Origin of the sequence: Rhizobacter sp. Root1221 (genome assembly GCF_001425785.1) — a bacterium.
Lineage (GTDB): Bacteria > Pseudomonadota > Gammaproteobacteria > Burkholderiales > Burkholderiaceae_C > Rhizobacter.
In genome coordinates this window covers 165,912-180,378 of record NZ_LMDI01000002.1, presented here as the reverse complement: position 1 = coordinate 180,378, position 14,467 = coordinate 165,912, and the positions used below count along the sequence as shown (strand labels likewise).

The window sequence follows — 14,467 nt, the reverse complement described above, 5'->3', positions numbered from 1 at the left end:
TCCCCATTATTTGGGGCGGATTCCAGGGTCGGAATTCGCCAATGGCTCGGGCGACGTGCCCCCCGGCGGTTTGACGATGACGGTGGTGCCGGTCACGAATGTCCAGTCCACCGGGTTGGCCAATGGCACGCCGTCCTCGCCTTTGAGGCCGGTGAGGTCCACGGTGTAGCGGGTACGCGGTTTCAGCGGCGTGGCCGGCGTGACCGTCAGCTTGCCGTACTCCAGTTTGACAGTGGCGGGCGTCGCCACGCTGCCTTCGCGTAGGGTGATGGCGTTGAACGTGGCCGGGTCCATCCTGAGGCTGAATTCGGTTGTCAGCACGCCGTTGTACTGGGTCACGTTCTCGGCTTGCGGGGGCGGCATCGCGTGGATCGCCGCCGGCACGGTGTCATCCACCACGAAGGTATGGTCCGGGTGTGCACCCATGGTGTTGCCGGTCAGATCGGTGATTCCAGGTGCGATGTGGACGGTGTACGTGCCGCCCGGCCAAGCCATCGGGTAGAGCACCACCCGGCGGCCCGTCTTGTCGGAGGAAACTCCGAAGAGGTCGTTGCGCTCGCCCCGGCTGTCCGTGACGGTCACGGCACCGCGGACGCTGTACGCCGAGACGGGTTCGTCGAACGTCAGCTGCAGCGAGGTGCCGCGGTGCGTGGTGGTGCCAGCGGCTGGCGTGATGGCCAGCAGTGTGGGCGCCGCCGCATCTCGACGCGGTTGAGCCGCCGGCTGCGAGGTCAACAGTTCGGTCGTCGTCTGGCCGTCGTCCGAGGTCCGAAGGGTCCGCACCACACCCACGCCAGGCGCGTACCAGTGGTCGACAGACCACGTGGCCTCCGTCTGCGTTGCACCATCAGAAGACCGGAGGATGGTCATGATGGTGTCCGTACGCACGTGCAAGGTGCGTTCGAAGCGACCGGCCGGCGTCTGCAACGTCGACAGGTCGATGGGGGTGGTCACGTACCGCGTGATGCTCGTGTCATAGGTGCCATCACCGTCCCGATCGAGCACGGAATAGGGCTCTTCCTCCTGGATGAAGGGTACACCCAGCGTGGCAGGGAATCGCAGCAGGTCCCTGTGCCACGCGGTCGGGTTGGTCGAACTGCGCACCTGCACCAAGGTTGCGCCGGCGGTCATCAAGGCGTTGCGCGGAAAGAAGTCCTCCGTGTGCACCACGAAATGCGTAGCGCCATCGACATCGCGCGTGCCCGTCACGATTTCGGCGAAGTAGACGGTGGAGTCGCCGAAGTCTCCTCCCGCGTAGCTTGTCCGGTAGGACCTTCGGTCACCCACCTGCAGCGGGTAGTAGTCCGCATTCTCGATGGTCTGTGGGGAGGCGGTGTCGGCCTCGGATCCACCACCACCGCCACAACCAGCGGCGACCGCCAGCAACGCGAACGCACCCGCGCGCACCCCGGCGCGCAGCGCCGCGGCACTCTTCTTCGAAACCAAGACTCTCTCCCCAGTCGTTATGGGAGAGATTGTAGTGAACGGAGGTAGATTCGAGGCCGGCGCCAGGCCGGCTTGCGAGCGGCGGTCAGCCCGGCAGCCAGTCGGCCGGCACCTCGGCCTGCTCGCCCGTGGCCATCGTCTTGACTTGGTGCGGCGCACCGTCCGCGCCGGGGAACAGCACGTACGGGATGCCCTTGCGGGACGCGTACTGCAGCTGTTTCGGCGTCTTCTTGTCCTCGTGGTACGCCTCGACGCGCACGCCGCGGCTGCGGAAGTGGGCGGCCACGCGGCGCACGTCGTCGCGGTTGGCGCCCTGCGGGAAGGCCACCAGCAGCTGCGTGGTGGACTTCGGGCCCACGGGCAGCTTGCCGTCCTTCAGCAGCTTGGCAAAGATGCGGGTGAGGCCGATGGACATGCCCACGCCCGGCAGCTTCTTGCGCAGGTACGAGCCCACGAGGTTCTCGTAGCGGCCGCCGGAACACACGCTCGGGTAGCCGGGGTAGTCGAGCAGCTTGCCTTCGTACACGGTGCCCGTGTAGTAGTCGAGGCCGCGGGCAATGGACAGGTCGGCCCAGATGCGGCCGGCCGGGATGTCCTTCATGTGGTCGATCACGAAGCGCAGTTCCTCGATGCCCTCGTCGAGCAATTCGGACTGCACGCCGAGCGCACGCACCTGTTCCACGAAGCCCAGGTCGCTGGTGCGGATCTGCGCGAGGGCCACGCACTTGGCCGCCACGTCCTCGGGCAGCTGCAGCTGGTCGACGAGCGACTTGCGCACGCCGTCGGCGCCGATCTTGTCGAATTTGTCGGCGATGCGGATGGCCTCGGTGATCTTCTCGATGCCGAGGCCCTGGTAGAAGCCCTGCAGGATCTTGCGGTTGTTGACGTTGATCGAGAACGGGCCCACGCCGAGGCCCTGCAGCACCTCGTAGACGATGATGGGCAGCTCGGCGTCGAAGCTCTTCGACACGTCCTCGTTGTCGATCACGTCGATGTCGCACTGCAGGAATTCGCGGAAGCGGCCTTCCTGCGGGCGCTCGCCGCGCCACACCTTCTGCATCTGGTAGCGCTTGAACGGGAACACGAGGTCGTTGTAGTGCTGGGCCACGTAGCGGGCCATGGGCACGGTCAGGTCGTAGTGCAGCGCCACACGCGGTTCGGCGTCCTGCGGCGAGTCGTACAGGCGGCGCAGTGCGTAGATTTCCTTCTCGGTGTCACCGCCCTTGGCCGACAGCACCTCGATTTCCTCCACCGCCGGCGTCTCGATGTTGCAGAAGCCGTAGCTTTCGAACACCTTGCGGATGTGGTCCATCCACTGCTGTTCGACGAGGCGAGCCTCCGGCAGCCATTCGGTGTAGCCGGTGATGGGCTCGGGCTTGTACGGGGCGGGGGAGGTCGGCTTGGACATGGGGCGCGGGTCTGGCGGGAAGGCGTGGGATGTTATCAGCAGACAACGACGCCTCCGCTGCCGCCGGGCTGTGCGGTCCGGCGGCAGCGGGTCCTTCAGCTCGCGCGGATCTCGATGCGCCGCGGTTGGGCGTGGGGCTGTTTCGGAATGCGCAGGTTCAGCACGCCGTCCTTCAGGTTGGCGGTGATCTGGCTCGCGTCGAGTTCCCGGCTCAGCGTGAACGCACGGCGGTACCTCGGCACGCGCACCTCGGCGTAGACCGGTTCGAGCTGGCCAGGCGTCAGCGGGGTGATGGTGCCTTCGAAGGTCAGGGTGTCGCCTTCGACCCGCAGTTCCAGCTGGTCCTTCGGGACACCCGGCACGTCGGCGAGCAGCGTGATGCCCGCATCGTCCTCGATCACGTCGACACGGGGCACCAGCACGCGCGTGTCGGGCGTGGCCTGGGTCGTCGCCGGGGTCTTCGTGTCGCGGGTTCGCACTTCGGTGTTGCTCATGGTGTGTGCTCCTTTCCTGGGTGTCCGGTCACTGGATCGCGATGCGCTGGGGCTGGGCCTCGGCGCGGCGGGAAATGCTCACGCGAAGCACGCCGTCCTGGTAGTGCGCATCGACACGCGACGGGTCGATGTCGTCGGGCAGGCTGACGGTCCGGCGGAAGCGGCCCGTGGGGCGCTCGCGTGAGTACGCGTACCCGTTGCCGCTGCGGTCGGGTGCGGCCACGTCGCGTTCACCGGCCAGCGTGAGCACGCCGCGGTCCAGCGTGAGGTTGAGCTTGGCCGGGTCGATGCCCGGGGCGAAGGCATAGACCTCGACGCTCGTGGGTGTGTTGCCCACGTTCACCGCCGGGAAGGCGCCGGGTGCCACCGAGCGGATGCTGGCGGCGCGGCCGGAGCCGGTCGGGTCGTCGAAGAGGCGTTGAAGGCGTTCGAGTTCGCCGAACAACGTGCCTGGGAAATCAAACAGAGAGTCGTACATGAACATCCTCCTTTCGCGGATCAGGACGCCCGCGGCGGGATGCCGCGGCCCGTCATGTCTTGATATTGGAGGCGGCGCGCATGCGTTTCAAGGGGCGCTTCAGCATTCCAGCGGCAGCCCCACGTAGTTCTCGGCCATGACGGTGGACGCGGCGTGCGAGCCCACCAGGTACCCGAGTTCGGCCTCCTGCAGCTTGGCGCCGATGTCACCGCCGTCCGGGAAGCGGTGCATCAGCGACGTGAACCACCACGAGAAGCGCGACGCGCGCCAGACGCGGCGCAGGCACGTGTCGGAGTAGTGATCGATGCCCGCGTTGCTGCGTTCGGTGAAGTGTTCGATCAGCGCCCGCGACAGGTACGACACGTCGCTGGCCGCCAGGTTGAGGCCCTTCGCGCCGGTGGGCGGCACGATGTGTGCCGCGTCGCCGGCCAGGAACAGCCGGCCGAAGCGCATGGGTTCGGCCACGAAGCTGCGCAGCGGGGCGATGCTCTTCTCGATGGATGGGCCGGTGACCAGCGCTTCGGCGGCGGCCGGGTCCAGGCGGCGGCGCAGCTCATCCCAGAACGCGTCGTCCGACCACTTTTCGACCTTGTCCTCCAGCGAACACTGGACGTAGTAGCGGCTGCGCGTGGCCGAGCGCATGCTCGCCAGGGCAAAGCCGCGCGGGTGGTTCGCATAGATCAGTTCGTGGGCTACCGGCGGCACATCGGCCAGCACACCGAGCCAGCCGAACGGGTAGACCTTCTCGTACGTGGTGACGGCCGACGCCGGCACGCTCGCGCGCGACACCCCGTGGTAACCGTCGCAGCCGGCGATGAAGTCGCAGGTGATCTCGGCGGGCCGGCCCTGGTGCGTGAACCGCACCGATGGCGACGTGCCGTCGAACCCGTGCAGCGAGGCGTCCGGCGTCTCGTACAGCGTCAGCAGGCCGGCCTGGGCGCGGGCCGCCATCAGGTCGCGGGTGACTTCGGTCTGCCCGTACACCATCACGCGCTTGCCCCCGGTGAGGCCCACCAGGTCGATGCGGTGGCGTTCACCGCCGAAACACAGGTCGTAGCCGTCGTGGGGCAGCCCGTCGTGGTGCATGCGGTCGCCCACGCCAGCCTGGTCCAGCAGGTCCACGGTGGTCTGCTCCAGGATGCCGGCGCGGATGCGCGACGACACGTAGTCGGCGCTCTGCCGCTCGATGATGACGTTGTCGATGCCGGCGCGGTGCAGCAACTGGCCGAGCAGCAGGCCCGAGGGGCCGGCGCCGATGATCACGACCTGCGTGCGGTGGGGAAGGGTTGTCGCCATGGTGGTGCTTCAGATCAGGGTTCGGAGTTGTTCCTGGGCGTGCAGCAGCGCCGGCAGGCACTGGTCCACGAGCTGGTCCATCCGCATGCGGCTCGCGTGCACGCTGATGTTCATGGCCGCGACGGTTTCGCCACGGAAGTTGCGCAGCGGCACGGCGATCGTGCGCAGGCCGAGCTCGAGCTCCTGGTCCACCGCGGCGTAGCCGTTGGCGCGCGTGCGGAGCATCTCCAGGCGCAGCCGCTCGGGGTGGATCACGGTGTGGGGTGTGAGCGCTTCGAGGCGCTGGCGCTGCAGCCACGCGTCCATCTCGGCGTCGGGCATCGCGGCCACCAGCACCCGGCCATTGCTGGTGCAGTGCGCGGGCACCCGCGTGCCGGGCTGCAGCGTGGCGGACACGGCCCGCCCCGCGCTGGCCGCGGCCACCGAGATCACGTCGTCGTGTTCGAGCACGCCGGCCGAGCTGGCCTCCTGCAGCGCGTAGGCGAGTTTCTGCAGCTGCGGCTGGATCACCCGGGGCAGGCGGGCCGAGTGCATGTAGCTCTGCCCCAGGCGCAGCACCTTCGGCGTGAGGCCGAAGAGCTTGCGGTCCTGCGCCACGTAACCCAGGTGGCTCAGCGTCAGCAGGTAGCGGCGGGCGGCCGCGCGGGTGAGCCCGGTGCGCTGGGCCACCTCGGTGATGGACAGGCGCGGGCGCTCCTGGTCGAAGGCCTCGATTACCGCGAGGCCCTTTTCCAGGCCGGCGATCAGGTCGCGCTTCAGCGGGGCGTCGGGCGCCTCGCCTTCTGGCGAATCAGGTTCGGTGTCGTTCACGGCCATGTTGATCTCTTTGTTCGCTAATCGCACAACGTGGGCGATCTGCGTTTCAAGCAGCGGTTTGTCGCTTGCTGAATCCCAATGGTTGTCGATAAGCTAGGTCCCTTCAAGCGCCTGATTTGCTGTTTTGTTCGTTAATCGCACATCTGGCTCATTTTTTCGGAGATGCCGATGAAGTTCGATCCCGTCGCGGAGGGCACCTGGCCCGACCTGCTCCACGCCCCGTACAAATCCACCGCCAAACGCGGCCCGCGCCTGGCCCCGCTGCGTGTGGCGTCTCCGGTGGCCACCACCCAGCCGCTCGGGTTCCTGCCGTCGCTGGTTTCCCCCGCTGATGCCGACCTGACCACCCGCGGCCAAGCCGCGCCGCTTGGCCAGAAGATCGTGGTCACCGGCCGGGTGACCGACGAAGACGGCCGCCCGGTGCGCGATTCGGTGGTCGAGGTGTGGCAGTGCAATGCCGCCGGCCGCTACTGGCACAAGAAGGACCAGCACAACGCGCCGCTCGACCCCAACTTCTTCGGCTTCGGCAAGTTCCTGACGGACAGCGAAGGCCGCTACCGGTTTGTCACCATCAAGCCCGGGGCGTACCCTTGGGGCAACCACAGCAAGGCGTGGCGCCCGGCGCACATTCACTTCTCGATGTTCGGCAACGTGCTCGCGCAGCGTCTGGTCACGCAGATGTACTTCCCGGACGACCCGTTGTTCGACTTCGACCCCATCTTCCAGAGCGTGCCCGACGCGGCGGCCCGCCAGCGGCTCGTGTCGCGGTTCAGCATGGACGAGACGGTGAGCGACGAGATGCTCGGTTTCGTCTTCGACATCGTGTTGCGCGGCCGCGATGCCACGCCGTTCGGCCTGTGACCCGAGGAGCCCGACCATGAGCCAACCCACTCCCGCGCTGCCGATCACGTCGTCCCAGACCATCGGCCCGTTTCCCCATGAAGGCTGGCGCTGGGCGTTCGACGCCGGCAACGCCGCCCGCCCGGTGCAGATCACCGGCCGCGTGTTCGACGGCGACGGCGTGCCCGTCAGCGACGCGGTGCTCGAGGCCTGGGTGCCCGGTGCCGAAGCCGGCGCTGCCGTGCCGGGCCTGCCGGGCCTGTACCGCACGCACACGGCCGACGACGGCACGTTCGGCTTCGCGCTGCCACACCACGGCATCGCCAACGAGCCGGCCTGCTACGTGGTGGTGTTTGCCCGCGGCCTGCTGAAACACCAGTTCACGGCCGTGTACCTGGCCGACGACCCCAGCGCACCGCTCTTGAAGCAGGTGCCGGCAGAACGCCGCGCCACGCTGCTGGCGCAACCCGCGGCCGGCGGTGGACACACGTGGGACCTGCACCTGCAAGGCCCCGCTGAAACCGTCTTCTTCGACTTCAGCTGATGAGCCTGCCGCTCTTCGACCGCTTCCTGGCCCCGGTGGACGCCGCGGCCCCGTTCGACGACATCGCACTGATCCAGGCGATGTTCGATTTCGAGGCGGCGCTGGCCCGCGCGCAGGCCGCGGCGGGCATGATCCCGGCGGTCTCGGCGGGCGCCATCGCGAGCGTGTGCAAGGCCGAGCTGTACGACCTCGACGCGCTGGCCGCAGCCAGCACCCGGGCCGGCAGCCTGGCCATTCCGCTCGTGAAGGAACTGACCCACACGGTGTCGCTGTACAGCGCCGAGGCATCGGCGGTGGTGCACAAGGGCAGCACCAGCCAGGACGTGCAGGACACCGCGATGGCGCTGTGCACGCGCCGTTCGCTCGATGCCCTCGATGCGGTGCTGGCCCGCCTCATCGCCTCGCTGCTGGACCTGGCTGAGCAGCACGCCGACACCCCGATGCTCGCCCGCACGCTGATGCAACCGGCCCAGGTCACGTCGTTCGGCCTGAAGGTGCTGAACTGGACCGCGCCCCTCGTGCGCTGCCGCACCCGCCTGCGTGACGCGGCGTCGCGCGGCCTGGCGTTGCAGCTTGGCGGGGCCATCGGCACGCAGGCGGGGCTCGGCCTGCACGCCGGGGCCGTGTCGCGCCACATGGCCGACGCGTTGGGCCTCGCGCTGCCTGCGTCGCCCTGGCACACCCAGCGCGATGAATGGCTGCGGGTGGCCATGGAAGCCGGCGTGCTGGCCGGCTGCCTCGGCAAGATCGGCACCGACCTCGCGCTGATGGCCCAGGTGGAGGTGGGCGAACTGTCCGAACCCGCCGCGCCGGGGCGGGGCGGTTCGTCGGCCATGCCGCACAAGCGCAACCCGGTGGGCGCCCTCGTGGCCCTGGCGGTCGCGCAGCGCACTCCGCACCGTGTCGCGGCCCTGCTGGGCGCGATGGGGCAGCAGCACGAGCGCGGCCTGGGCACCTGGCAGGCTGAACTGGCCGAATGGCCGGGGCTGTTCATCGGTGTGCATGCGTCCGCGCTGGCGCTGGCCGACGTGTTCGCGGCGCCCGACGTGCGTCCCGACCGCATGCGCCGCAACATCGACGCGTTGCACGGCCTCGTGTTCGCCGAACCCGCCGCGGCGCTCCTGGCTCCGGCGCTGGGCAAGGCTGGTGCCCACACGCTGCTGGAGCAACTGAGCGGCGACGCCGCCCGCGACGGCCACCCGCTGGAAGGCCTGATGCTGGCGGCCGTGCAGGCCGACCCCGCCTTGCGCAAGGCGGTGGACGCCGCCGCCGTGAAACGTGTCTTCGACCCGCAGGTGGCGCTGGCCGCCGCGCGCCGCCAGTTCGACGAACGCCTGCCTGCGCTGCGCGCGGCCTGAGAAGGGAACCCTCGCCCATGGACACCATCGACCCCGACCGCGAACGCGGCACGCGCAACCGCCGCGCCATCCTCGGCGACGCCTGGGTGGACCGCTCGCTGGCCAACGCCAACGCGTTCACGGCCGACTTCCAGGACTTCATCACCCGCTACGCGTGGCACGGCATCTGGGGCCGCCCGGGTCTCGACGAACGCACGCGCCGCATCATCGTGCTGGCCATCACCTGCGCGATGGGCCGCTGGGAGGAGTTCGAGTTGCACGTGCGCGCGGCCATCGCCGAAGGGGTGCCGGGCCGGCTTTCGCCCGACGACCTGAAGGAAGTGCTGCTGCAGTCGGCGGTGTACGCCGGCGTGCCGGCCGCCAACACCGCGCTGCAGCATGCGGCGAAGGTGCTGCGCGAGGCCGGTGTGGCGATGCCGGCAGCCGATGCGGCCGAGGTGTCGCACCCTGGGGCCGGGAAGGCCGGGCGCACCGCCGCGTCGCCGTCCATCGCCTACAGCGTGCGCGAGCCCCGCCACGGGGGGGCGCCGCGCCACACCGTCGTGCTGAGCCATGCGCTCGGCTGCGACCAGTCGATGTGGGACACGCTCGCCAACACCCTCGCCGAAGACTGCCGCGTGATCGTGTACGACCACCGTGGCCACGGCCGGTCCGATTGCCCCGAAGGCCCGTACACGGTGGCGGGCCTGGCCGATGACGCCGCGGCGTTGATCTCCGAACTGGGCACGGGGCCGGTCGTGTTCGTCGGCCTGTCGATGGGCGGCATGGTGGCCCAGGAACTGGCGTTGCGCCACCCCACGCTCGTCAAGGCCCTCGTGATCGCCAACAGCTGCGCCGGGTACGACGAGGCGGGCCGCGCCGCGTGGGTCGCGCGTGTCGAGCTGGTGCGGTCCAAGGGCATGGGGGCCGTGGCCGAGATGGCCATGCCCCGCTGGTTCGGCGAGGACTTCCGGCTGTCGAACACCGCCACCGTGGACCGCTGGCGCCGCCGCGTCGCGTCGTGCCATCCCGGCGGGTACATCGGCACGTGCCAGGCACTCGAGCAGCTGGACACGCTGGCCCGTTTGCCGAACATCGCCGTGCCCACGCTCGTCATCGCGGGCGAGATCGATCCGGGCACGCCGGTCGCGATGAGCGAAACGCTCGTGCGCGGCATTCCCGGCGCCGGGCTGGCGGTGCTCGCCGGCGCATCGCACCTGAGCGTGCTGGAGCGTCCTGCGGCCTTTGCCGCACGGGTGCTCGATTTCCTGGAGAAGGTCCCGACATGATCAACAAGCTGATGGATTCGCTGGCTGCCGCGGTGGCCGACGTCAAGGACGGTTCGACCGTGATGGTGGGGGGCTTCGGCACCGCCGGCCTGCCGAACGAACTGACCGACGCGCTGATCGCCCAGGGCGCACGCGACCTGACGATCGTCAACAACAACGCCGGCAACGGCGACACGGGCCTCGCCGCGCTGCTCGCGGCGGGCCGCGTGCGCAAGATCATCTGCAGCTTCCCGCGGCAGGCCGACTCGCACCACTTCGACCGCCTGTACCGGGCCGGACAGCTCGAACTCGAACTGGTGCCCCAGGGCAACCTCGCCGAACGCATCCGCGCGGCCGGCGCCGGCATCGGGGCGTTTTTCACGCCCACCGGCTACGGCACCGACCTCGCCAAGGGCAAGGAAACGCGCACCATCGACGGCCGCGACTACGTGCTCGAGTACCCCATCCACGCCGACGTGGCCCTGATCAAGGCCGAGGTGGGTGACCGCCTCGGCAACCTGACCTACCGCATGACCGCCCGCAACTTCGGCCCCATCATGGCCGCGGCCGCGAAGCTGACCATCGCCACGGTGCACAAGGTGGTGGAGCCCGGCGAGATCGACCCCGAAACCGTCGTCACCCCCGGCCTCTACGTGAAGCGCGTGGTGCTGATCGACCGCGCGGTGACAACCGCCGGCGGGTTCAAATCCTGACCAGGAGCTCACGATGACTGCAAAATGGACCCGCGACCAGATGGCCGCACGTGTCGCCCGCGAGATCGCCGACGGCATGGTCGTGAACCTCGGCATCGGCCTGCCCACGCTCGTGGCCAACCACCTGCCGGCCGACCGTGAAGTGCTGCTGCACAGCGAAAACGGCGTGCTGGGCATGGGCCCGGCACCCGCCGCCGGCGAGGAGGACTACGACCTCATCAACGCCGGCAAGCAGCCCGTCACGCTCAAACCCGGTGGCTGCTTCTTCCACCACGCGGACAGCTTCGCGATGATGCGCGGCGGCCACCTCGACCTGTGCGTGCTCGGGGCGTTCCAGGTGGCGGCCAACGGCGACCTCGCCAATTGGCACACCGGCGCCCCCGACGCGATCCCTGCGGTGGGTGGGGCGATGGACCTCGCCATCGGCGCCAAGAACACCTGGGTGATGATGGAACACGTGACCAAGGGTGGCGACAGCAAGCTCGTGCCGGCGCTCACCTACCCGGTCACCGGCCTCGCCTGCGTGAGCCGCGTGATCACCGACCTGGCCGTGATCGACCTGGCCGGTGGGGTGGCCAAGGTCGTCGAGATGGTGGAAGGCCTGACGTTCGACGAACTGCAGGCCCGCACCGGCGTTCCGCTGCAGCGCTGATCGTGTAGGCTGGCGGCATGTTGACCCTGTTCACTTCCGCCTTCCTGCTCGGCCTCGTGTTCAATGCGGCACCGGGCGCCGTCTTCGCCGAGACAGTGCGCCAAGGCGCACGTGGCGGGTTCCGCCCGGCACTCGCCGTGCAGATCGGGTCCCTCACCGGCGACGCGCTGTGGGCCATCCTGGGCCTGCTGGGCGTGGGCCTCGTGCTCAAGCTGCGCTGGTTGCACTGGCCCATCGGCGTGGCCGGGGCCGTGTACCTCGTGTGGCTCGCGGCCGATTCCTGGCGCCAGGCGAGCCGCGAGTTTTCGCTCGATGGCAGCGCGGGTTCGCCCCGCGCGCTGCGGGCCGGCGTCATGCTGTCGGTCACCAACCCGCAGAACCTCGCGTACTGGGCCGCCGTGGGCAGTGCGATGGGGGCGGTGGGTGTCAGCGACCCCACCCCGGCTGACTACACCACGTTCTTCGCCGGTTTCATGGTGGCCTCCGTCGTCTGGGCCTTCTTCTGCGCCTGGGCGGTGGGCGCGCTGTTCCAACGCCTCGGCCACCAGTGGGCCCGCCTGACGTACCGCCTCTGCGCGGTGGCGTTTCTCGCACTGGCCCTCGGGTCGGTGCGCGAGCTGGTGCTCGAGTGGCGCAAGCCGGTGGACGCGGTGCCCCCCGGGATCCACGGCGCGCCCTGACGCGCCAGGCCAAAACCGCCCTCGATGTGGGGCCGAATCCCCCCGCCGCAGGGGTCGGTTTGTCCTACGTGACAGGCCGTCGGAGGCCGACGGACGTACCCCGGCACGCCTCCTAAAGTGAATGCAGCCGGTCCTCATGGCCGGTCGACTTCGTCCCACCCTTCGTGCCATCGGGCACCGAACCAGGAGATACGACATGACTGCATCCAAGACCTTGACCGCCATTGCCGCTGCCGCCGCCCTCATCGGCACCATCGGGTACGCCACTGCCCAGAGCACCACCAACGACGGCATGTCGCAAAGCCCGGCCGTGACCCCGGCCGACACCACCACCACCACGCCGGCTCAACCGGTGGACAGCACCACGTCCACGATGCCAGCCGACACCGCACCCGCGGCCACGGTGGACAGCGAACGCTCCCCGCAAGCCGACCGCAACTGATCGCGCTCGTGCCGTGACTTCCCGCGTCCCGGGCCGCCCCAGTGCGGCGGTCCGGGCCGGGCTCGTTCGGGAACCTGACCATGCATCCCATCCTCGACGGCCTCAAACAGGGCATCGTGCTCGGCGCCGCGGTGGTCTCGGTGATGCTGCCGCCGATGAGCGGCGTCCGCACCGCGCCGTCGCCGGTGGCCGCAGTTCCTGCGGCTGCCCTGGCCGCCCCGCCTGCCCCGCCACGTTTCGCGGACTTCCAGGCTGAATCACCCTCGGACGCCGTGCGCCACATCGCGGACTGGGTCACCGATTCGCGTGACAACCGCGGCATGGGCTACGTGATCATCGACAAGCAGGACGCCCGCATCTGGGTGTTCGCCCCCGATGGCCGCCTGCAGGCGGCCACCCCCGTGCTGCTGGGCGCGGCCACCGGCGACGATTCGGTCGCAGGCATTGGCCAGCGCCCCATCGCCGAGGTGCGCCCCGAGGAACGCACCACGCCGGCGGGCCGTTTCGTGGCCGAACCCGGCCGCAACGCCCAGGGCGAGGACGTGGTCTGGGTGGACTACGGCGCGGCCGTGTCCATGCACCGCCTGCGTGCCATCGAGCCGAAGGAGCGCCGGCACGAACGCCTGGCGTCCCCCACGCCCGAGGACAACCGCATCTCCTACGGCTGCATCAACGTGCCGCCCGCGTTTTTCGACGCGGTGCTGAAGCCCGCATTCGACAAGCGCCGCGGGGTGGTCTACGTGCTGCCCGAAACCAAGGCGCTGGCCGACGTGTTCGCCTCGTATGACGTGGCGAAAAAACACCGGCCTGCCACCTTCTGATCTCCGGAAAAGCGCCAACTTTCCCACTCAACTTCTGTCGCTGATCAGCGACAACCTTGCTACGATCCGCCATCGAGAACCGGGCCTGTGCCCGGTTCTTTCGTGTCCGGGTGACCGGTGGTACGAGGGGGCGGTATGCGGGTTGGGGTGGCGGGAACACGTTGGCTGGTGGCACTGGGCTGCTGCGTGGCGCTGGCAACGGCCAGGGCGGCCGAATCCGACCCCCTCGCCCCGCTCCACATCGACACCCCCCGCCTCACCGCCGAGGCCCGCGACACGCGCGACTGGGCGCTGGGTGCCGGTGACCACGGCAACCTGCCATTTGCCATCGTCGACAAGAAAAACGCCCGCCTGTTCGTTTTCCATGGCGACGGCCGACTGGCCGGCGACTCTGCCGCCTTGCTGGGCCTTGCACCGGGCGACCATGCCGTGCCGGGTGCGGGCCAGCGGGTGGCGAACCTGCTGCCGTCCGAACGCACCACGCCGGCGGGGCGCTTCCTTTCCGAACCCGGCCACAACCTGAATGGCGAAGCCATCGTGTGGGTGGACTACGACGCCGCCATTGCGATCCACCGCGTGCGGCCGGGCCCCGCCCGCGAGCAGCGCGAACAACGCCTCGCGTCGGCCAGCGCGGACGACAACCGCGTGTCGCTCGGCTGCGTCGTGGTGCCTGTGGCGTTCTACGAGCAGGTCGTGAGCCCGGTGCTGGGCCGAAGCCGCGGTGTGGTCTACGTGTTGCCCGAATCGCAGCCTGCGATGGCCATGCTGAACGCCTACCAGGCCGGCGCGCTCACCTCGCGCTGACCCGCCGAATGCCTCGGCCCGCAAGGGCCCTTGGGATGGGCTTCTTGCACCGGTCCGGCGGCAGCGGCACACTGACGCCATGATCCCCTGGACCCGAATTGTCGTGGGCACCGCACTGGTGCTGCTCTCTGCCACCGCGCGCGGTGAATCACTGCGTTGCAACGGGCAGATCGCCAGCGTCGGCGACTCGCGAATCTCCGTGCTGCAGAAGTGCGGTGAACCGGCGTTGCGCGACAGCTACTGCAAGCCGGTCGAGGTGATCACGCCCTGGTCGCCGTACCCGATCATGGCCCCGCCGCACGTGCTGCCGTGCGAAGTGATCGACGAATGGCTCTACGACCGTGGCCAGGGCAGCCTCTTCGCCACCGTGAGGTTCCAGCGGGGGGTTGTCTACACCATCCACTACGACGGCCGGCCGAAGTGACGCG

At 69.3% G+C, this 14,467-nt stretch carries 17 protein-coding genes; 11 read left to right on the top strand and 6 right to left on the bottom strand.

Annotated elements, in window-relative coordinates; all coding sequences use genetic code 11:
* Window positions 1-6 precede the first annotated feature (6 nt).
* The 6 genes from ASC87_RS02910 to ASC87_RS02885 form a co-directional block, all read right to left on the bottom strand.
* Window positions 7-1,446 (bottom strand): Ig-like domain-containing protein, encoded by a 1,440-nt coding sequence (locus tag ASC87_RS02910; RefSeq protein ID WP_056656345.1) that lies wholly within the window; start codon window positions 1,444-1,446, stop codon window positions 7-9.
* Window positions 1,447-1,531: 85 nt separating this feature from the next.
* Window positions 1,532-2,854, bottom strand: coding sequence for a histidine--tRNA ligase (gene hisS / locus ASC87_RS02905; protein WP_056656342.1), 1,323 nt, complete (start codon window positions 2,852-2,854; stop codon window positions 1,532-1,534).
* Between the two features lie 95 nt (window positions 2,855-2,949).
* Window positions 2,950-3,348: an Hsp20/alpha crystallin family protein gene (locus ASC87_RS02900; RefSeq protein ID WP_082568339.1), complete on the bottom strand. Its 399-nt coding sequence runs from the start codon at window positions 3,346-3,348 to the stop codon at window positions 2,950-2,952.
* A 28-nt stretch (window positions 3,349-3,376) separates the two neighbouring features.
* On the bottom strand, window positions 3,377-3,826 hold the full coding sequence (locus ASC87_RS02895) for an Hsp20/alpha crystallin family protein (protein ID WP_056656446.1): 450 nt from the start codon (window positions 3,824-3,826) through the stop codon (window positions 3,377-3,379).
* A gap of 99 nt (window positions 3,827-3,925) precedes the next feature.
* Window positions 3,926-5,122, bottom strand: coding sequence for a 4-hydroxybenzoate 3-monooxygenase (gene pobA, locus ASC87_RS02890; protein ID WP_056656340.1), 1,197 nt, complete (start codon window positions 5,120-5,122; stop codon window positions 3,926-3,928).
* A 9-nt stretch (window positions 5,123-5,131) separates the two neighbouring features.
* Entirely contained in the window at window positions 5,132-5,938 is an 807-nt protein-coding gene (locus tag ASC87_RS02885) for an IclR family transcriptional regulator C-terminal domain-containing protein (protein WP_056656337.1), read from the bottom strand.
* A 168-nt stretch (window positions 5,939-6,106) separates the two neighbouring features.
* Between ASC87_RS02885 and pcaH the strand changes: the two genes are divergently transcribed.
* The 11 genes from pcaH (at window position 6,107) to ASC87_RS02830 (ending at window position 14,463) form a co-directional block, all read left to right on the top strand.
* Complete coding sequence (pcaH, locus tag ASC87_RS02880; protein WP_056656443.1) at window positions 6,107-6,799, top strand: protocatechuate 3,4-dioxygenase subunit beta; 693 nt, start codon at window positions 6,107-6,109, stop codon at window positions 6,797-6,799.
* Window positions 6,800-6,815: 16 nt separating this feature from the next.
* On the top strand, window positions 6,816-7,322 hold the full coding sequence (locus ASC87_RS02875) for a hypothetical protein (protein WP_056656334.1): 507 nt from the start codon (window positions 6,816-6,818) through the stop codon (window positions 7,320-7,322).
* Window positions 7,322-8,680 (top strand): lyase family protein, encoded by a 1,359-nt coding sequence (locus tag ASC87_RS02870; protein WP_056656331.1) that lies wholly within the window; start codon window positions 7,322-7,324, stop codon window positions 8,678-8,680. The genes ASC87_RS02875 and ASC87_RS02870 overlap by 1 nt, the downstream gene beginning before the upstream one ends.
* 17 nt (window positions 8,681-8,697) lie before the next feature.
* On the top strand, window positions 8,698-9,948 hold the full coding sequence (locus ASC87_RS02865) for an alpha/beta fold hydrolase (RefSeq protein WP_056656329.1): 1,251 nt from the start codon (window positions 8,698-8,700) through the stop codon (window positions 9,946-9,948).
* Entirely contained in the window at window positions 9,945-10,640 is a 696-nt protein-coding gene (locus ASC87_RS02860) for a 3-oxoacid CoA-transferase subunit A (RefSeq protein WP_056656326.1), read from the top strand. The genes ASC87_RS02865 and ASC87_RS02860 overlap by 4 nt, the downstream gene beginning before the upstream one ends.
* A gap of 13 nt (window positions 10,641-10,653) precedes the next feature.
* Window positions 10,654-11,292 (top strand): 3-oxoacid CoA-transferase subunit B, encoded by a 639-nt coding sequence (locus tag ASC87_RS02855; protein ID WP_056656324.1) that lies wholly within the window; start codon window positions 10,654-10,656, stop codon window positions 11,290-11,292.
* A 17-nt stretch (window positions 11,293-11,309) separates the two neighbouring features.
* The gene (locus ASC87_RS02850; protein WP_056656322.1) at window positions 11,310-11,972 is read left to right on the top strand and encodes a LysE family translocator; all 663 of its coding nucleotides are present in this window, start codon (window positions 11,310-11,312) and stop codon (window positions 11,970-11,972) included.
* Window positions 11,973-12,168: 196 nt separating this feature from the next.
* Window positions 12,169-12,414, top strand: coding sequence for a hypothetical protein (locus tag ASC87_RS02845; protein ID WP_056656320.1), 246 nt, complete (start codon window positions 12,169-12,171; stop codon window positions 12,412-12,414).
* Window positions 12,415-12,494: 80 nt separating this feature from the next.
* Window positions 12,495-13,235 carry a hypothetical protein gene (locus ASC87_RS02840; protein WP_235582024.1) on the top strand — a complete coding sequence of 247 codons (741 nt, stop codon included), beginning with the start codon at window positions 12,495-12,497 and terminating at the stop codon, window positions 13,233-13,235.
* 168 nt (window positions 13,236-13,403) lie between these two features.
* Complete coding sequence (locus ASC87_RS02835) at window positions 13,404-14,039, top strand: hypothetical protein (RefSeq protein ID WP_235582023.1); 636 nt, start codon at window positions 13,404-13,406, stop codon at window positions 14,037-14,039.
* Between the two features lie 79 nt (window positions 14,040-14,118).
* Window positions 14,119-14,463 carry a DUF2845 domain-containing protein gene (locus ASC87_RS02830; protein WP_082568338.1) on the top strand — a complete coding sequence of 115 codons (345 nt, stop codon included), beginning with the start codon at window positions 14,119-14,121 and terminating at the stop codon, window positions 14,461-14,463.
* Window positions 14,464-14,467: the final 4 nt, after the last annotated feature.